Below are 17,728 nucleotides of genomic sequence, written 5' to 3' on the forward strand. Positions count from 1 at the left end.
GCAGCGGCAGCGGCAGCGACTGCGGAGGCCGACTGCGGAGACAGCCTCCGTACGCGCCCGGACCGCCCGGCCCCGACACCGCACCGCCGACCCGCACCCCACACGTATCTCCTGGTCAAAGCCGATTATTTCGCCTCCACCCCGACCCGGCGGGCCGGTTCGCGACGTGCGGCAGGCCACACTGAGCGATCGTTAGGCCGGCGGTGCCGGCCGATACACTCCCGGGCAACGACAGGGGAGGAGCCAACGTGCGAAAGGTACTCATCGCCAACCGTGGCGAGATCGCCGTACGCGTCGTCCGGGCCTGCCGTGACGCCGGCCTGGGCAGCGTCGCCGTCTACGCCGACTCCGACCGGGACGCCCTGCACGCCACCCTCGCCGACGAGGCGTACGCCCTCGGCGGGGACAGCGCGACCGAGACGTACCTGCGGATCGACAAGCTGTTGGACGTGGCGGCGCGGGCCGGTGCCGACGCCGTGCACCCCGGGTACGGCTTCCTCGCCGAGAACGCCGACTTCGCCGAGGCGGTGCTGGACGCCGGGCTGACCTGGATCGGCCCCACCCCGCAGGCGATCCGCGACCTCGGCGACAAGGTCACCGCCCGGCACATCGCCCAGCGGGCCGGCGCTCCCCTCGTCCCGGGCACCCCGGACCCGGTCGCCGGCCCGGAGGAGGTGATGGCGTTCGCCGCCGAGCACGGCCTGCCGGTCGCCATCAAGGCCGCCTTCGGTGGCGGTGGGCGCGGGCTGAAGGTGGCCCGGACCATGACCGAGATCCCGGACCTGTTCGAGTCGGCCACCCGGGAGGCGGTGGCCGCGTTCGGCCGGGGCGAGTGCTTCGTCGAGCGGTACCTGGACCGGCCCCGCCACGTCGAGGCGCAGGTCCTCGCCGACCAGCACGGCAACGTGATCGTCGTCGGCACCCGGGACTGCTCGTTGCAGCGCCGGCACCAGAAGCTGGTCGAGGAGGCTCCGGCGCCGTTCCTCACCGACGCCCAGCGGGCCCAGATCCACGACAGCGCGAAGGCTATCTGCCGGGAGGCCGGGTACCACGGCGCGGGAACGGTGGAGTACCTGGTCGGCGCGGACGGGACGATCTCCTTCCTCGAGGTGAACACCCGGCTCCAGGTGGAGCACCCGGTCACCGAGGAGACCGCCGGCATCGACCTGGTCCGCGAGCAGTTCCGGATCGCCGACGGGGAGAAGCTGCGGTTCACCGAGGACCCGACGCCGCGCGGGCACTCCATCGAGTTCCGCATCAACGGCGAGGACCCGGGCCGCAACTTCCTGCCCGCCCCGGGCACGGTCACCGCGCTGCGGCTGCCCACCGGCCCCGGCGTCCGGGTCGACACCGGCATCTCCGCCGGGGACGTCATCGGCGGCAACTTCGACTCGCTGCTGGCCAAGGTGATCATCACCGGGGAGACCCGGACCGAGGCGCTGGAGCGGGCCCGCCGGGCGCTGGACGAGATGGTGGTCGAGGGGATGGCCACCGCGCTGCCCTTCCACCGCCTGGTGGTCCGGGACGCGGCGTTCACCGCCGCGCCGTTCACCGTGCACACCCGGTGGATCGAGACCGAGTTCGACAACACCGTCGAGCCCTTCACCGCCGCCGCCGGCCCCGCCGACACCCCCGCCGAGCGGGAGACCGTCGTGGTGGAGGTGGGCGGCAAGCGGCTGGAGGTCAGCCTGCCCGCCGGCTTCGGCTCGGGTACGGCCGCCGCCGCGCCCGCCGCGAAGAAGCCGGCCCGCCGGGGCGGTGCCGCCAAGGCGGGCAGCGGGGCCAGCGGCGACACCCTGACCTCCCCGATGCAGGGCACCATCGTGAAGATCGCGGTGGCCGACGGGGACATCGTCACCGAGGGCGACCTGGTGGTGGTGTTGGAGGCGATGAAGATGGAGCAGCCGCTGTACGCGCACAAGGCCGGCACGGTCAACGGCCTGGCCGCCGAGGTGGGCGCGGTGCTCACCGCCGGCGCGACCATCTGCACGATCGCCTAGGTGTAAGGAAGGGCCCCTTCTTAACGCCTCCGGTAGAGAAGGGAACCCTTCTCACCATGCCAGCCGGGCGGGTCAGCGGAGTGCGTCGGCGGCGGCGGCGCGGACCGCCTCGGTGAGGGCGGCCAGGATGGGCGAGTCGAGCCGCCAGTGCTGCCAGTACAGCGGCACGTCGACGAACCGGTCGGGGGCGAGGTCCACGCACCGGCCGGCGGCCACGTCGGCGCGGGCGAGCTGCTCCGGTACCAGGCCCCAGCCCAGGCCCAGCCGGATCGCCTCGCTGAACGCGGGCACCGACGGGACGTAGTGCACCGGCGGGTCGAGGTCCCGGCCGGCCACCGCCCGGATGAACCGGTGCTGCACCCGGTCCCGGCGGTCGAAGACGATCACCGGCGCCGCCGCGAGCGCCTCCTCGGTGACCCCGTCGGGAAACCACCGGCCGGCCGGGGCGGGCGCGGCCAGGGCGCGGTACCGCAGGGCACCCAGCCGGCGGACCCGGCAGCCCTGCACCGGCGTCCGCTGGGCGGTCACCCCGGCCATCACGGTGCCGTCGCGGAGCAGGTCGGCGGTGTGGTCCTGGTCGTCCTGCCGCACGTCGAAGCGGACCGCCAGGTCCGCCGGGAGCCGGGCCAGCGCCGGGACGAACCAGGTGGCCAGGGAGTCGGCGTTGGCCACCACGGCCACCCGGGTTCCGGTACCCACGCCGGAGCGGGACCCGGGCGTACCCGACAGTGGCCCGCGCGCCTCGGCCAGCGCCTCCCGTTCCAACAGCACCAGTTGCCCGGCGAGGCGCAGCAGCGGCTCGCCGGCCGGGGTGGCCCGGCAGGGCCGGCTCCGGCGGACCAGGACCTGCCCGACGGTGGCCTCCAGGGCGCGGATCCGCTGGCTGACCGCCGACTGGGTGACGTGCAGCAGCCGGGCGGCGCCCTCGAAGCTGCCCTCCCCCACCACGGCGGCGAAAGTCCGCAGGTGCGTCGCGTCCAGCCCTTCCATCAGCTCAGCTTATGCGGGGTAAGGAAGTTCAGTTGGACTGGTGTCGGGCACCGCTCGTAGCGTCGGCGTGTGCCGACACCCGACATGTTCACCTCGGCGGTCGCCGGGTTCACCGTCTCCCTCGCGCTGATCGTGGCCATCGGCGCGCAGAACGCCTTCGTCCTGCGCCAGGGCCTGCGCCGCGAACACGTACTACCGGTCGTGCTGACCTGCGCGGCCTCCGACGCCCTGCTGATCGGTGCCGGCATCGCCGGCGTCGGGACGGCGGTCACCGCCCAGCCCGGCCTGCTCACCGCCATCCGGTACGGCGGCGCGGCGTTCCTGCTCTGCTACGCGGCGCTGGCGGTCCGCCGGGCGGTACGCCCCGACGCGCTCGACCCCGCCGACCGCCCGCCGGCCACGCTCCGGGCGACCCTGCTGGCCTGCCTCGCCTTCACGTACCTGAACCCGCACGTCTACCTGGACACCGTGCTGCTGCTCGGCGGGATCGCCCAGCAGCACCCGGACCGGTGGTTCTTCGGGGCCGGAGCGATGACCGCGAGCGTGGTGTGGTTCACCGCGCTCGGCGCGGGCGCGCACCGGCTGGCCCCGCTGCTGGCCCGGACCGCTGCCTGGCGGGTGCTCGACGGCGTGATCGCCCTGGTGATGACCGTGGTCGCCGTCGCCCTGCTGCTCGGCTGACCACGACGGCGGGGTGACCACGACGGCGGCGTGACCACGACGGCGGGGTGACCACGTCGGCGGGGTGACCACCGCAACCAGTGGTTCCCGGTACACCAGGGGGCGCGAGGCCCGGCGGGCGGGAATGATGGCCGGGTGAGGTTTCTTCATGGCACGGTCCCCGCGCACGACCTGACCTACAACGACGTCTTCATGGCGCCGGCCCGCTCCGACCTGGGCTCCCGCCTCGACGTGGACCTGGCCACGAACGACGGCACGGGCACCACGATCCCCCTCGTGGTGGCGAACATGACGGCGGTGGCCGGGCGGCGGATGGCCGAGACGGTGGCCCGGCGCGGCGCGATCGCGGTGATTCCGCAGGACATCCCGATCGACGTGGTGGCGACCGTCGTCGCCTGGGTCAAGCAGCGGCACCTGGTCCACGACACCGCGATCACCCTGGGCCCGACCGACACCGTCGGCGACGCCATCCACCTGCTGCCCAAGCGCGCCCACGGGGCGGTGGTCGTGGTGGACGACGACGGCCGGCCGCTCGGCGTGGTCACCGAGGCGGACACCGAGGGCGTGGACCGCTTCGCCCAGGTACGCCATGTGATGTCCACCGAGCTGCACACCGTCCCGGCGGACGCGGACCCCCGGACCGGTTTCGACCGGCTCTCCGCCGCCCGCCGCCGGCTCGCGCCGGTGGTGGACGGCGACGGCCGGCTGGTCGGGGTGCTGACCCGACAGGGGGCGCTGCGCGCCACCCTGTACCGGCCGGCGGTGGACGACCGCAACCGGCTGCGGATCGCGGCGGCGGTGGGAATCAACGGCGACGTCACCGGCAAGGCGCGGGCGCTGCTGGAGGCCGGGGTGGACACGCTGGTGGTGGACACCGCGCACGGTCACCAGCAGCGGATGCTCGCCGCGCTGCGGGCGGTCCGCGCGGTCGCCCCGGGCGTCCCGGTGGCGGCCGGCAACGTGGTCACCGCCGAGGGGGTACGCGACCTGGTCGAGGCGGGCGCGGACATCGTGAAGGTGGGCGTCGGGCCGGGCGCGATGTGCACCACCCGGATGATGACCGGGGTGGGGCGACCCCAGTTCTCCGCCGTACTCGACTGCGCGGCGGCGGCCCGGGAGCTGGGCCGGCACGTCTGGGCCGACGGTGGCGTCCGGCACCCCCGGGACGTGGCGCTGGCGCTGGCCGCCGGGGCGTCCAACGTGATGATCGGCTCCTGGTTCGCCGGGACGTACGAGTCCCCCGGCGACCTCTACAACGACGAGGACGGCCGGCGGTACAAGGAGAGCTTCGGGATGGCCTCGGCGCGGGCGGTGAGCGCCCGGACCGCCGACGACAGCCCGTTCGACCGGGCCCGCAAGGCGGTCTTCGAGGAGGGCATCTCCTCGGCCCGGATGTACCTCGACCCGCACCGACCCGGCGTCGAGGACCTGATCGACGAGATCATCGCCGGGGTACGAAGCGCGTTCACCTACGCGGGCGCACGCAACCTCACCGAGTTCCACCAGCGGGTGGTGGTCGGGGTGCAGAGCACGGCCGGCTACACCGAGGGGATGCCGCTACCCACCAGTTGGTGACCCCGCCGGCCGCTGCCCCGGCAGCCGCCCCTGTTCCGGAGCACCCTCCTGCGCCGAGCCGGATGCCTGCTCCGAGGTGCGCTGCCGCCCCGAGCCGAGTGCTCGCTCCGACGTGCGCTCCGGGGTGTGCTCCAGGGTGCGCTCCGGGGTCGGGGTGTGAGAAGGGGCCCCTTCTCTACCGGAGGCGTTAACAGGGGGCCCTTCCTTCTCCTTCTCCGCCTCCACCTCCACCGGCAGCCGGGCGCAGGCCACCAGGCCGAGCAGGAGGAAGGCGGCGGCGGCGAAGGCCGCGTACCGGGTGGCGTCGGAGAAGGCGGCGCGGGCCTCGGCGGCGATCGCCGCCGTGGCGGGGTCGTCGGCGAGGCCGGTGATGGCCGCGCCCGCGCTCTGCTTCACCGCCGTGACGATCTGGTCGCGCTGGGCGGGGTCGAGGCCGGGCTGGTCGGCGAGGCGGGCCCCGAGCAGGCCGCCCAGGCTGGCGAAGAGGACGGTACCGAGCACCGCGATGCCGAGCGCGGAGCCGACCTGCCGGGCGGTGCTCTGCACCCCGGAGCCCTGCCCGCTCTGCCGGACCGGCACCTCCCGCAGGGAGACCCCGGTGAGCTGGGCGGTGGCCAGGCCGACGCCGACGCCGTAGACGAAGAGCAGGCCGACCGGCGCCCACCAGGGGGTGTCCGGGGCGACGACCAGCCCGAGACCGGCCACCCCGACCAGTTCGGCGGCGACACCCAGGCGTACCACCCGGACGGCACCCCAGCGCCGGGTGAGCGCCGCGCCGAGCCCGCTGGAGAGGAAACTGCCCACGGCGAGCGGCAGCAGCGCCAGCCCGGTGCCGAAGGCGCTGTACCCGAGGACGTTCTGGTACCACAGCGGCAACGCGAAGAGCAGACCGAACTCGCCGAGGCTGACGATCGCCGCCGCGGTGATCCCGTTGCGGAACGAGCCGATGCCGAACAGGGAGAGGTCGAGCAGGGCGGGCCGGCCGGCCCGGTTGCGCCGGATCTGGTGACGGACGAGTACGGCGAGGGCGAGCAGCCCCAGCCCACCGGCGACCGGTACCGGCGAGACGGCGGCCGTCCAGTCCAGCCCGAGGAGGTCGACCGACTGTTCGCGCCACCACCAGCCGTAGGTGCGCCCCTCGATCAGGGCGAAGACCACCCCGGTCATGCCGACCACGGACAGCAGCGCGCCGAGCCAGTCGACGCCCCGCTCGACCCGTTCGTCGCGGGACTCGGCGACCAGGGCGAGGGTGGCCACGACGATGACCGCGCCGACCGGGACGTTGATCCCGAACGCCCACCGCCAGGAGTGCTCGGTGGTGAGCCAGCCGCCGAGCAGCGGCCCGAGCGCGGCGGCACCGCCGATGGTGGCCCCCCAGACGGCGAACGCGATGCTCTTCTCCCGCCCGGTGAAGGTGGCGTTGAGCAGCGACAGCGAGGTGGGCAGCATCATCGCGCCGCCGAGCCCCTGGAGCACCCGGGCGCCGATCAGCGCCTCCCCCGAGCCGGCGACCGCGGCCAGGACGCTGGCCGCGACGAAGACCACCACCCCGGTGACGAACATCCGGCGACGCCCGGCCCGGTCGGCGAACCGGCCGGCCACCAGCAACAACGCCGCAAAAACCAGGGTGTACGCCTCCTGCACCCACTGGGCCTCACTGGAGGTGATGCCGAGGTCCCGGATGATCGCCGGCACCGCGACGTTGACGATGGTCGCGTCCACGATGATCGTCGCGACGCCGAGGCTGAGCGCCAGCAGGCCAAACCAGCGTGCCCGTCCCTGAGAGCGCATCGCCGCCTCCTTGATCGCTAGATTATCTAGCTACCTGAGCTGCTAGCTTCTCCCCATGGCAGCCGCGCGGTCAACGTCGACACACCGACCGGAACCGGGCGAGAATCCACCCCCACCGGAGCCGGCCGGGGAGCCCCGGCGGCCGGGACCACGGGAGAGTCCCGGCCGGAGCGAGACGGCGCGGGCGCTGCGCGAGGTGATCCGGGCGTCCGGCGACATCCGGGCGGCCCTCGCCCGGCGGCTCGGCATCGGGCCGACCGACGCCGCCGCGATCGACCACCTGGTCGCCAGCCCCGAACCGCTCGGCCCGGTCGAACTCGGCAACCGCCTCGGCATCCGCTCCGCCTCGGCGACCACCCTGGTCGACCGCCTCGTCCAGGCCGGCCACGTCGAGCGGACCCCGCACCCCGGCGACCGGCGCCGGGTCGCCCTCCAGGTCACCGACCACGCCTTCACCGAGGTCGTCGAGGCGCTGAGCCCGATGCTGGCCGGAATCGAACAGGCCGTCGACCGCCTCACCCCCGACCAGGCCGCCGCCACCACCGCCTTCCTCCGCGAGGTGACCACCGTCATGCGCACCTACGCCACCCCCACCAACCCCCCACCCCCCTAACCACCCCACCCCGCCACACCTCCCTCCGCACCGCACCACTACCGCATCGACGATCTTGCACTTGCCGCCCCCGCATAAGCCACGAAAGGGGCAGCGGTTGGGCCGCAAGTGCAAGATCGCGGAGGGCGGGGCGCGCGGGGGCAGCGAGGGGGTGGGTGGGTAATTCGTTTGGACCCTGACAGTCAGGGGGCTAATCTGCCTCCCATGGATCTGGTCACCCTCGGTGACGTGCCGCTCGAACGACTGCTCATGGTCGCCGCCCACGTCACCGCCCAGCGGTGGAATCGTTACCTGGCCGAGGAGCACGGCCTGACCCAGGCCGGGCTGGGTGCCCTCACCGCCATCGCCGAGCACACGGAGGTGCCGCACCGCGTGGTCGCCGAGCGCTGCTTCGTCCGGCCGGCCACGCTCACCGGCATCATCGACACTCTGGAGCGGGACGGTCTGGTCGTCCGACAGCGCGACGAGTCCGACCGGCGCAGCGTCCGGCTGGCGCTGACCGACGCCGGGCGGGAGAAGCTCGCCACCGTCACCGCGGCCATCGCGACCGCCCGCCCTCTCACCTCGGCCGACCGCGACCCGGGCCGGGGGGCGGTGGTCCGTGAGTTCCTCCTCGAGGTCATCGGCACCGGCGAGCACCCTGGGCACGGCGGGCGACCCGGACACGTCACCGAGGAGGGGGCCCGATGCTGATCCGGTTGCTGCGGGACCGGCTGCGTCCCTACCACCGGACGTTGACGGCGGTGGTGCTGTTCCAGTTCGTCGGCACGATCGCGTCGCTCTACCTGCCCAGTCTCAACGCCGACATCATCGACCTGGGCGTGGCCCGGGGCGACACCGACTACATCGTCCGCACCGGCGGGTGGATGCTGCTGGTCAGCCTGCTCCAGATCGTCTGCGCGATCGCCGCGGTACGGCTCGGCGCGCGGACCGCGATGGGGTTCGGCCGGGACGTCCGCGCGGCGGTCTTCAACCAGGTGAACCGCTTCTCCGCGCGGGAGGTTGCCCAGTTCGGCGCGCCGTCGCTGATCACCCGGAACACCAACGACGTGCAGCAGGTCCAGATGCTGGTCCTGATGAGCTGCACCATGCTGGTCGCCGCGCCGATCATGAGCGTCGGCGGGGTGGTTATGGCGCTGCGGGAGGACGTCGGCCTCTCCTGGCTGATGCTGGTCAGCGTGCCGGTCCTCGCCCTCGCGCTCGGTGCGGTGATCCGCCGGATGGTCCCCGGGTTCCGCCTGATGCAGACCCGGATCGACACCGTGAACCGGGTGCTGCGGGAGCAGATCACCGGCATCCGGGTGGTCCGGGCGTTCGTCCGGGAGCCGTACGAGACCGACCGGTTCGGGGTCGCCAACGCCGAGCTGACCGCCACCGCGCTGCGGACCGGGCGGCTGATGGCGCTGATCTTCCCGATCGTGATGCTGGTGCTGAACGTCTCCAGCGTGGCGGTGCTCTGGTTCGGGGCGCAGCGGGTCGACGCCGGGGCGATCCAGGTCGGCGCGCTCACCGCCTTCCTCCAGTACCTGATGCAGATCCTGATGGCGGTCATGATGGCCACCTTCATGCTGATGATGGTGCCCCGGGCGGCGGTCTGCGCCGAGCGCATCGTCGAGGTGCTGGACACCGAGCCGTCGGTGGAGCCGCCGAAGCGCCCGGCCCGTACCGTCGGCACCCGGGCGGAGCTGGAGTTGCGTGACGTCCGGTTCCAGTACCCCGGTGCGGCGGCCCCGGTGCTGCACGGCGTCTCGTTCCGGGTCCGGGCCGGCGAGACCACCGCGATCATCGGCAGCACCGGCGCCGGCAAGTCCACGCTGCTCTCGTTGGTTCCCCGCCTGGTCGACGTGACCACGGGCGCGATCCTGGTGGACGGGGTCGACGTGCGGGAGTTCGAGCCCGACGAGTTGTGGCGCCGGATCGGGCTGGTGCCGCAGCGGCCGTACCTGTTCAGCGGCACGGTCGCCAGCAACCTGCGCTACGGCAACCCGGACGCCACCGACGAGCAGCTCTGGGCGGCGCTGGAGATCGCCCAGGCGCGGGACTTCGTCGCGGCGTTGCCCGAGGGCCTCGACGCGCCGATCGCCCAGGGCGGCACGAACGTCTCGGGCGGCCAGCGGCAGCGGCTGGCGATCGCCCGTGCCCTGGTCCGCCAGCCCGAGATCTACCTCTTCGACGACTCGTTCTCCGCGCTCGACCTCGGTACCGACGCCCGGTTGCGGGCCGCCCTGCGGCCGGTGACCGCGGACGCCGCCGTGGTGATCGTGGCGCAGCGGGTCTCCACCATCGTCGACGCCGACCAGATCGTGGTGCTGGAGGACGGGGCCGTGGTCGGCACCGGCCGGCACGCGGAGCTGCTGGCGGACTGTCCCACGTACGCCGAGATCGTCGCGTCCCAGCAGACCACGGAGGTGCCGGCGTGAGCGGGCAGCGAGGGCCGGAGCAGAACGGCCGACAGGTGCCGGAGCAGGGCGGGGGACAGCCGGAGCCCGGTGGTCAGCGGGTGCCCGAGCAGCAGGCCGGCGACGCGACACCGAGGCGGCTTCCGGCCGGGGGCGGCCACCGGGGCGGCGGCTGGATGAACGCCGGGATGCCGGCCGAGCGGTCGATGAACTTCGGCCCGTCCGCGCGTCGGCTGCTCGGGCGGCTGCGCCCGCAGCGGCTGCACCTGGTGGCGGTGATCACGCTGGCCGTGGTCAGCGTCGCGCTGAGCGTGATCGGGCCGAAGATCCTCGGGCACGCCACGGACATCATCTTCACCGGCGTGATCGGGCGGCAACTGCCCGCCGGGAGCACCGCCGAGCAGGCCGTCGAGGGGGCCCGCGCGGCCGGCAACGACAACTTCGCCGACATGCTGGCCCGGATGGACGTGGTGCCCGGGACGGGCATCGACTTCGCCGCGCTGACCCGGGTGCTGCTGCTGGCGCTGGTCCTGTTCCTGGTCGCGAGCCTGCTGCTGTGGTGGCAGGGCTGGTTGCTCACCGGCGTGGTGCAGCGGACCGTCCGGCGACTCCGCGCCGACGTGGAAGACAAGATCAACCGGCTGCCGCTGCCCTACTTCGACAGGCAGCCCCGGGGCGAGCTGCTCAGCCGGGTCACCAACGACATCGACAACATCTCGCAGACCCTCCAGCAGACGCTGAGTCAACTGCTCACCTCGCTGCTCACCGTGGTCGGCGTGGTGGTGATGATGTTCGTGATCTCGCCGTTGCTGGCCTGGGTGGCGCTGGTGGCCGTACCGCTGTCGGTGGTGGTCACCCAGCAGATCGCCAAGCGGTCGCAGCGGCAGTTCATCGCCCAGTGGACGCACACCGGGGAGCTGAACGCGCAGATCGAGGAGGCGTTCACCGGGCACGAGCTGGTCAAGGTCTTCGGCCGGCAGCGGGAGGTGGAGGCGGCCTTCCACGCCAAGAACGAGGAGCTGTTCAGGGCCAGCTACGGGGCGCAGTTCATCTCCGGGATCATCATGCCGGCGATGATGTTCATCGGGAACCTCAGCTACGTGGTGATCGCCGTGGTCGGTGGCCTGCGGGTCGCCTCCGGCACGATGAGCCTCGGTGACGTGCAGGCGTTCATCCAGTACTCGCGGCAGTTCACCCAGCCGCTGACCCAGGTCGCCGCGATGGCGAACCTGCTCCAGTCCGGGGTCGCCTCGGCGGAACGGGTCTTCGCGGTGCTCGACGCCGACGAGCAGACCCCGGACCCGGCCGTGCCGGCCCGGGTCACCCGGCCGCGCGGCCGGGTCGCCTTCGAGCACGTCAGTTTCCGGTACGCGCCGGACACGCCGCTGATCGAGGACCTGTCGCTGGTGGCCGAGCCGGGCCACACGGTGGCCATCGTCGGGCCGACCGGCGCCGGCAAGACCACCCTGGTCAACCTGATCATGCGGTTCTACGAACTGGACGCCGGGCGGATCACCCTCGACGGGGTGGACGTCACCACGCTGCGCCGCGACGACCTGCGCGGCCGGGTCGGCATGGTGCTCCAGGACACCTGGCTGTTCAACGGCACCATCCGGGAGAACATCGCGTACGGCCGGCCGGACGCAGGCGAGGAGGAGATCATGGCGGCGGCGCGGGCCACCTTCGTGGACCGGTTCGTCCGCAGCCTGCCGGACGGCTACGACACCGTCATCGACGCCGAGGGCAGCAACGTCAGCGCCGGGGAGAAGCAGCTCATCACCATCGCCCGCGCCTTCCTGGCCGAGCCGTCCCTGCTGATCCTGGACGAGGCCACCAGCTCGGTGGACACCCGCACGGAGGTGCTGCTCCAGCGGGCGATGGCGGCGCTGCGCTCGGACCGGACGAGTTTCGTCATCGCCCACCGGCTCTCCACGATCCGCGACGCCGACCTGATCCTGATGATGGAGCAGGGCCGGATCGTCGAGCAGGGCAGCCACCGGGACCTGCTCGCCGCCCGGGGCGCCTACCACCGGCTGTACCAGGCCCAGTTCTCCCAGCCGGTGGCCGACGACGCCACCCTGGAGCCGGCGCCGGTGGCGACCTGAGCAGCCAGCGACGGCGGGACGGCAGAGGATTGGACAGGCCGCCGGCACGGGACCTGCCGGCGGCCCGGGCGGCCCCGACGGCCAGGAACGGGGGACCTGGCGTCTCTCGGCCGCGCGTCGACAACGGTACGCCGCCGATCCCCGTTCCGCCGACCCCGGTGGCGCGGGCGCACCCGGGGTCACCGGTCGCGTCGGCCGCTCGTCTCCCCTCGCCGGGACGTGTCCCTGGTCACCACGGGCCGGGGCTGTCCCGGGTGACGGTCGACACGCCGGCAGGCTCGCACCGACAGACCGACCGGACCCGGCGAGGTGGCGGCCATGCTCGAAGCGCCTGTTGACGTCACGTCCCCGCTCTGGGCGTACCTCGTCCTGCTGGGTCTGTTGGCGCTCGACGCGTTCGTCCCGGTCGTCCCGACCCAACTTCTCATGGTCAGCAGCGGGGCGCTCACCGTCTACGGCACGCTCAGCCTGCCGGTGACGATCGCGGTCGGCGCGCTCGGGGTCTTCCTCGGCGATCTCGCGTGCTACCTGCTCGGCCGGATCGCCCCCGACCGCCGCCCGCCCGGCCCCGCCGTACCCGGACGGGCCCGTCGGGTCGCCGGCCGGGTGCTGCACCGGCTGCGTCAACCGGGACCGCTGGTGATCCTGCTGTGCCGGTTCGTCCCGGGTGGGCGGATGGCGGCCTGCTTCTCCGCCGGCCGCAGCCGGTACCCGTACCGGCTCTTCCTGGGGTGGGACGCGGCGGCGGCGCTGGCCTGGGCGTCGTACGGCGCGCTGGTCGGGCACCTCGGCGGGATGGCGCTGGCCGGCTCGGCCTGGCGGCTCGCCGTGGTCGCCGGGGTGGCGGCGCTCGGGTTCGCGGCGGCCGGCTGGGCGCTCACCCTGCTCGGTCCCCGCGACGGCGGGACGCCCCGGCGAGCGCCGGTGGTGCCCACCGGGCAGCCGGCCGGGCCGGGGGACGACGCCGGCCGGTAGGGGTGTTCCCCGACCGGCCCCCGGTCTTCGCGGCCACCGATCTCGGTGTCCGTCCCGGATCCCCCGGGCGGCTGCCGACGACAGGCTGGTCGCATGCGTGCGAACCGGTACGGCGGGCTGCTGGCGCTCGGTGGGATCGCCCTGGCGGGGGTGCTCGCCGTGGTCGGGCACCTCGACGCCGCCGACGGGTTGGACCCGTGGACGGCGACCATCAGCGACTTCGCCGTCTCCGACCGGGGCGGCGCGATCGACGTGGCGATGGTGGTGCTCGCCGGGGCCAGCGCCGCCCTGTTCCCCGCGCTGCCCCGGCCCGGGTACCGGATCGCGCGGGTGCTGCTGACCGTCTGGGTGGGCGGGCTCCTGGTCGCGGCGGCGGTGCCGACGAACGCGCCGGGGCTGCCCATGGACACCGCCGCCTACGTCCACCGGTACGCCTCGGTGGCGGCGTTCCTGGCGCTGCCGGTGGCCGGCTGGCTGCTCGCCGACCGGCTACCGGCGGCGACCGGCCGGTGGGTCCACGCTCTGGCACTGGTCAGCCTGGCCCTCGCGGCGACCATGGTGGGCTCCGCCTACCTGGCCGACCGGGCCCTGCTCGGCCTGGTCGAGCGACTGCTCATCGTGGTCGAGGCGGTCGTCCTCGGCAGCCTGGCCCTGGCCGCCGCCCGACCGGCCGGGACCACCCGGGGGTCACTCCAGCTCGTGCAGCATGAGCTGGCGGGCGGCCTCGGTGATGGAGCCGGACAGCGACGGGTAGATGGTGATCGTCTGGGCCAGTTCGTTGACGGTGAGGTTGTTCTCCACCGCCATGGTGATCGGCAGGATCAGCTCGCTGGCCTTCGGGGCCACCACCACCCCGCCGATGACCTGCCCGCTGGCCGGGCGGCAGAACAGCTTCACGAAGCCGTCGGAGACCTCGTCCATCTTGGCGCGGGCGTTGCCGGCGAGCGGCAGCATCACCGGGCGGGCCGGGATGGTCCCGGCGTCCACCTCGTTCTGCGAGACGCCGACGGTGGCCAGTTCCGGGTCGGTGAAGACGTTCGCCGCGACGGTCCGCAGCCGCAGCGGGCGGACCGCCTCGCCGAGCGCGTGCCACATCGCGATCCGGCCCTGCATGGCGGCGACGCTGGCCAGCGGCAGCACGCCGGTGCAGTCCCCGGCGGCGTAGATGCCCGGGACGTTGGTCCGGGAGACCCGGTCGACGGTGACGTACCCGCCCCGGGCCAGCTCGATGCCGTACTCGGCCAGGCCCAGGTCGGCGGTGTTGGGGATCGACCCGACCGCGATCAGCGCGTGCGAGCCGGACACCCTGCGGCCGTCGGAGAGCTCGACCTCGACGCCGTCGTCGGTGCGGCGGACCGCCTCGGCGCGGGAGTTGTTGAGGATGCTCATCCCCCGGGAGCGGAAAACCCGCTCGATGGCCATCGCGGCGTCGGCGTCCTCGTGCGGCATCACCCGGTCCCGGCTGGAGACCAGGGTGACCTCCACCCCCATGGCGAGGTACGCGCTGGCGAACTCGGCGCCGGTGACGCCGGAGCCGACCACGACGAGGTGCTCGGGCAGCTCGGGCAGGTCGTACACCTGACGCCAGGTCAGGATGCGTTCGCCGTCCGGGACGGCGGTGGGGAGTTGGCGGGGGGTGGCGCCGGTGGCGATCAGGACGGTCGACGCGGCGATCGAGTACTCACCGCTACCGTCGGCGGGGGTGACGACGACCCGGTGGGTGTGACCGAGCGTGTCCTCACCGATCCGGGCCGTACCGGCGACGAAGGTGACACCGGCCTTCACCAGCTTCGCCTGGATGTCGGCGGACTGCGCCAGGGCGAGCCGCTTGACCCGCTCGTGCACCGCGGTCGCGTCGACGGTGACCGCCTCCAGGCCGTCGGAGAGCACCCCGAACGCGTCCGTGTCCCGGTACCCGGTGACCACCTGTGAGCTGGCGATGAAGGTCTTCGACGGGACGCAGTCGGAGAGCACGCAGGCACCGCCCGCCCCGTCGGCCTCCACCACCGTGACGTCGGCGGACAGTTGCGCGGCGACCAGTGCCGCCTCGTACCCGGCCGGCCCACCGCCGATGATCACGATCTGGCTCACCGAGTCCGCCCCTCGCTCGTGCCCACAGTGACTTTCTTCTCTCCATCGCGTCCGACACGCACCGTCGTATTCTCCCTCACCCGTCCGCCGGGCTATCGTCATCGCCGTGCGTCATTACGCCGCCTACGGCTCAAACCTGGACCCCGCCCGAATGCGTGCCTACTGTCCGCATTCGCCGATGGTGGGCATCGGCTGGCTGGAAGGCTGGCGGCTCACCTTCGCGGGCGAGGACGTGATCGGCTGGGAGGGCGCGGTCAGCACGGTCGTGGAGTCCCCCGGCGACCGGGTCTTCGTGGCCCTCTACGACATCCACCCCTACGACGCCGCCCAGCTCGACGAGATCGAGGGGGTGACCGCCGGCACGTACCGCAAGCTGCGGGTGCGCGTCTCGACCCTGGACGGCGACGTGACCGCCTGGATGTACGTCTTCGACGGGTACGAGGGCGGCCTGCCCACCTCGTGGTACCTCTCGGAGATCGCGAACGCCGCCGAGAAGGCGGGCGCCCCGGACGACTACGTCACCGAGCTGCGGTCCCGCCCCACCGGCACCGCCACGGCGTAGCACGTCTCCCACGCCCCCAGTCTGCGCCGCCGCCGCGCACCGCACCCGCCCGGGGGGCGGAAACGCGAGCACGCGTCACATTCGCCACGGACGGTGACGGGTCGACCCCGCTCGGCTCCGGTTCCGACGCCGGGGCGGCAGGGCCCACGCACCACGGGCCGGCCCCGGTGGCGGCCCTCAGCCGGGCCGACCCGCTCAGCTCGGCACCGACAGCTGCCGGTCGGCCGTGGTCAGCAGCTCCACCAGCTCGGTTCGCTCCCGCGCGGTGAGCACCTGGAACGCGGGCGAGACCAGCCGGTCGGTCACCGCCGCCGCCCAGAGCTGCCGCCGCACCAGCGGCCCGGTCGGCGGGTACGGCGGCGGCCAGCCGCAGGCCAGCGCACGGGCCTCGCCGTCCGGGCCGAGGAGCACCGCCTCCAGCGGGGTCATCCCCGCCGCCCGGGTGGCGACCAGGTACCCGCCGACGACGTGCTCACGCAGCACCCGCAGCCCGACGGCGACCCGGGCGGCCGGCGTACCGGTCGGCACCGCCACCTCCCGCCAGGCGGCGAAGAGCGGCATCCCGGTGGCGTCCGCCGCCGCCACCGCCCGCTCCAGCAGGACGGCCAGGCGGTCCACCCGGGGCAGGGCGCGCAGGTGCTCGTCGCCCCAGCGGCGGCACTCGGCGAGGGTGGCGACGACCACCTCGGCGGGGCGTACCGCGCGGGTCGCCGCGTCCCAGCCCTCGGCCACCGCCCCGGGGGAGACGAAGCCGAGGGCGGCGGTCACCGTGCCGGCGGAGACCTCCCCCAGCGGCCCGGCCCGGCCGGCGACGTAGCACGCCCAACCGGAGATGCCGAGCTGCCGGGCCCGCTCCACCATGCCGGGGCTGCGGCTGGCCGCCTCGCCGAGGGCCAGCACCACGGGCCGGCTGGCGGCGGCGGCCTGCTCCGGGGTCAGCCCGGTCGCCGGGGACCGGACCACCCGCCGGGCCCGCCCGTCGGTGTCCTCCAGGCTGCTTCGCTGGCTGCGGTCATTCATTTGGATCAGTCTGCCCCGCCGTCGCCACGCTCCGCATCCCCCTCCCCGGCGACCAGCGCCTCCACCGCCGCCTGCACCTCCCCGGTACGCCGCCGGGCCGCGGTCGCCGTCCGCTCCGCCGCCCGCCGGGCCCGCCGCGCCCGGCCCAGTTCCTCCTCGGTGGCGGCCCGCCGCCGTTCCACCTCGGCCAGCTCGGCCTCCAGGGCGGCGAGCGCGGTGGCCTCCTCGCGTTCCGCCGCCGCCGCGCCGGCCACCTCCGCCTCGGCCCGCTCCTGCGCGGTGCGCGCCGCCGCCAGTTCCCGCTCCAGCGCCCGGCGACGGCGGTTCCGCTCGGCCCGGACCGCCCGGTCGTCCCGGGCCCGCCGGGCCGCGCCCCGGTCCGGTACCCGGTCAACGGGTGTCTCGTCGGCCGCCGTGACCAGCCGCAACTGCGGGCGGGGCACCTCACCGAAGCCGGCGTAGCTGGCCGCCCGCAGCAGCCGGCCGGCGCGGACCTGCTCGGCCACCTCGGCGTCGGAGAGCGCGGCGTTGAGCGTCGACTCCACCTCGGCCAGCGGGAGCTTCCCGGCCGCCGGGGCGCCCTCCTGCTCGGCCGCGAGCCGGCGCGCCTCGGTGACCAGCGCGGTGACCACCGCGCGCCGCCGGGCGGAGAGTTCCCGCAGCCGGGGGCCGCGCAGCTCGCGCTGGGCGGCCCGGAGCCCGGTGGCGAGCTGCACCAGGTCGGCCACGAGGTCCGGCCGGCAGATGGCGAGCAGGTTGACCAGCCAGGCCGCCACGGTGGGCCGGCGGAGCCGGGCGAGCTGCCGGGCGGTGTCCGGGTCGCCGGCCCGGCGGGCCTCGGCGACGGCGGCGTCCCGGGCCGCGACGAACCGGTCCGGCGGCGTGCGGTAGAGCCGCTGGACGAGGTCGGTGGCGGGGCCCGGCAC

Annotated in this window: 13 protein-coding genes and 2 pseudogenes; 10 read left to right on the plus strand and 5 right to left on the minus strand. The window is 74.1% G+C overall.

The window, feature by feature from the left end; translation table 11 throughout:
- The first annotated feature begins 248 nt into the window (after positions 1–248).
- Positions 249–2,000: an acetyl/propionyl/methylcrotonyl-CoA carboxylase subunit alpha gene (locus ACQUFX_RS20275; protein ID WP_428961930.1), complete on the plus strand. Its 1,752-nt coding sequence runs from the start codon at positions 249–251 to the stop codon at positions 1,998–2,000.
- A gap of 72 nt (positions 2,001–2,072) precedes the next feature.
- On the opposite strand, the gene ACQUFX_RS20280 is transcribed toward ACQUFX_RS20275, so the two are convergent.
- Entirely contained in the window at positions 2,073–2,990 is a 918-nt protein-coding gene (locus tag ACQUFX_RS20280; RefSeq protein WP_428961931.1) for a LysR family transcriptional regulator ArgP, read from the minus strand.
- Positions 2,991–3,074: 84 nt separating this feature from the next.
- Between ACQUFX_RS20280 and ACQUFX_RS20285 the strand changes: the two genes are divergently transcribed.
- Both ACQUFX_RS20285 and ACQUFX_RS20290 read left to right on the plus strand, forming a co-directional pair.
- Positions 3,075–3,671 carry a LysE/ArgO family amino acid transporter gene (locus ACQUFX_RS20285; protein ID WP_428967010.1) on the plus strand — a complete coding sequence of 199 codons (597 nt, stop codon included), beginning with the start codon at positions 3,075–3,077 and terminating at the stop codon, positions 3,669–3,671.
- A gap of 135 nt (positions 3,672–3,806) precedes the next feature.
- On the plus strand, positions 3,807–5,246 hold the full coding sequence (locus tag ACQUFX_RS20290) for a GuaB1 family IMP dehydrogenase-related protein (RefSeq protein WP_428961932.1): 1,440 nt from the start codon (positions 3,807–3,809) through the stop codon (positions 5,244–5,246).
- 231 nt (positions 5,247–5,477) lie between these two features.
- On the opposite strand, the pseudogene ACQUFX_RS20295 reads toward ACQUFX_RS20290, so the two are convergent.
- Positions 5,478–7,037 (minus strand): annotated as a pseudogene (locus tag ACQUFX_RS20295) (MFS transporter); the annotation flags it as partial.
- A 196-nt stretch (positions 7,038–7,233) separates the two neighbouring features.
- Between ACQUFX_RS20295 and ACQUFX_RS20300 the strand changes: the two are divergent.
- From ACQUFX_RS20300 to ACQUFX_RS20325, 6 genes and pseudogenes are all read left to right on the plus strand, one after another.
- The gene (locus tag ACQUFX_RS20300; protein WP_428961933.1) at positions 7,234–7,650 is read left to right on the plus strand and encodes a MarR family winged helix-turn-helix transcriptional regulator; all 417 of its coding nucleotides are present in this window, start codon (positions 7,234–7,236) and stop codon (positions 7,648–7,650) included.
- Positions 7,651–7,854: 204 nt separating this feature from the next.
- Positions 7,855–8,343, plus strand: a complete 489-nt coding sequence (locus ACQUFX_RS20305) for a MarR family winged helix-turn-helix transcriptional regulator (RefSeq protein ID WP_428961934.1) — start codon at positions 7,855–7,857, stop codon at positions 8,341–8,343.
- Positions 8,337–10,070 carry an ABC transporter ATP-binding protein gene (locus ACQUFX_RS20310; protein WP_428961935.1) on the plus strand — a complete coding sequence of 578 codons (1,734 nt, stop codon included), beginning with the start codon at positions 8,337–8,339 and terminating at the stop codon, positions 10,068–10,070. Before ACQUFX_RS20305 ends, ACQUFX_RS20310 begins: the two co-directional genes overlap by 7 nt.
- A gap of 167 nt (positions 10,071–10,237) precedes the next feature.
- Positions 10,238–12,154 (plus strand): ABC transporter ATP-binding protein, encoded by a 1,917-nt coding sequence (locus ACQUFX_RS20315; protein WP_428967011.1) that lies wholly within the window; start codon positions 10,238–10,240, stop codon positions 12,152–12,154.
- Between the two features lie 318 nt (positions 12,155–12,472).
- Positions 12,473–13,129, plus strand: a complete 657-nt coding sequence (locus ACQUFX_RS20320; RefSeq protein WP_428961936.1) for a DedA family protein — start codon at positions 12,473–12,475, stop codon at positions 13,127–13,129.
- Between the two features lie 93 nt (positions 13,130–13,222).
- Positions 13,223–13,723: pseudogene (locus ACQUFX_RS20325) on the plus strand (DUF998 domain-containing protein); the annotation flags it as partial.
- Positions 13,724–13,816: 93 nt separating this feature from the next.
- Here the strand turns inward: ACQUFX_RS20325 and ACQUFX_RS20330 are convergent.
- Positions 13,817–15,220 (minus strand): NAD(P)H-quinone dehydrogenase, encoded by a 1,404-nt coding sequence (locus tag ACQUFX_RS20330; protein ID WP_428961937.1) that lies wholly within the window; start codon positions 15,218–15,220, stop codon positions 13,817–13,819.
- Positions 15,221–15,326: 106 nt separating this feature from the next.
- On the opposite strand from ACQUFX_RS20330, the gene ACQUFX_RS20335 reads away from it, so the two are divergent.
- Positions 15,327–15,782: a gamma-glutamylcyclotransferase gene (locus tag ACQUFX_RS20335; protein ID WP_428961938.1), complete on the plus strand. Its 456-nt coding sequence runs from the start codon at positions 15,327–15,329 to the stop codon at positions 15,780–15,782.
- A 195-nt stretch (positions 15,783–15,977) separates the two neighbouring features.
- On the opposite strand, the gene ACQUFX_RS20340 is transcribed toward ACQUFX_RS20335, so the two are convergent.
- Entirely contained in the window at positions 15,978–16,721 is a 744-nt protein-coding gene (locus ACQUFX_RS20340) for an SCO6745 family protein (protein ID WP_428967012.1), read from the minus strand.
- Positions 16,722–16,807: 86 nt separating this feature from the next.
- Positions 16,808–17,728: a hypothetical protein gene (locus ACQUFX_RS20345; RefSeq protein ID WP_428961939.1), complete on the minus strand. Its 921-nt coding sequence runs from the start codon at positions 17,726–17,728 to the stop codon at positions 16,808–16,810.

This window comes from Micromonospora fluostatini (genome assembly GCF_050410825.1).
Lineage (GTDB): Bacteria > Actinomycetota > Actinomycetes > Mycobacteriales > Micromonosporaceae > Micromonospora > Micromonospora rosaria.

What these genes read in the sequence shown, in the direction of transcription:
- ACQUFX_RS20315 (WP_428967011.1), top strand. Translation starts at nt 10,238, where the DNA reads ATGCCGGCCGAGCGGTCGATGAACTTCGGCCCGTCCGCGCGTCGGCTG.
- ACQUFX_RS20320 (WP_428961936.1), top strand. Translation starts at nt 12,473, where the DNA reads ATGCTCGAAGCGCCTGTTGACGTCACGTCCCCGCTCTGGGCGTACCTC.
- ACQUFX_RS20285 (WP_428967010.1), top strand. Translation starts at nt 3,075, where the DNA reads ATGTTCACCTCGGCGGTCGCCGGGTTCACCGTCTCCCTCGCGCTGATC.
- ACQUFX_RS20305 (WP_428961934.1), top strand. Translation starts at nt 7,855, where the DNA reads ATGGATCTGGTCACCCTCGGTGACGTGCCGCTCGAACGACTGCTCATG.
- ACQUFX_RS20310 (WP_428961935.1), top strand. Translation starts at nt 8,337, where the DNA reads ATGCTGATCCGGTTGCTGCGGGACCGGCTGCGTCCCTACCACCGGACG.
- ACQUFX_RS20280 (WP_428961931.1), bottom strand. Translation starts at nt 2,990, where the DNA reads ATGGAAGGGCTGGACGCGACGCACCTGCGGACTTTCGCCGCCGTGGTG.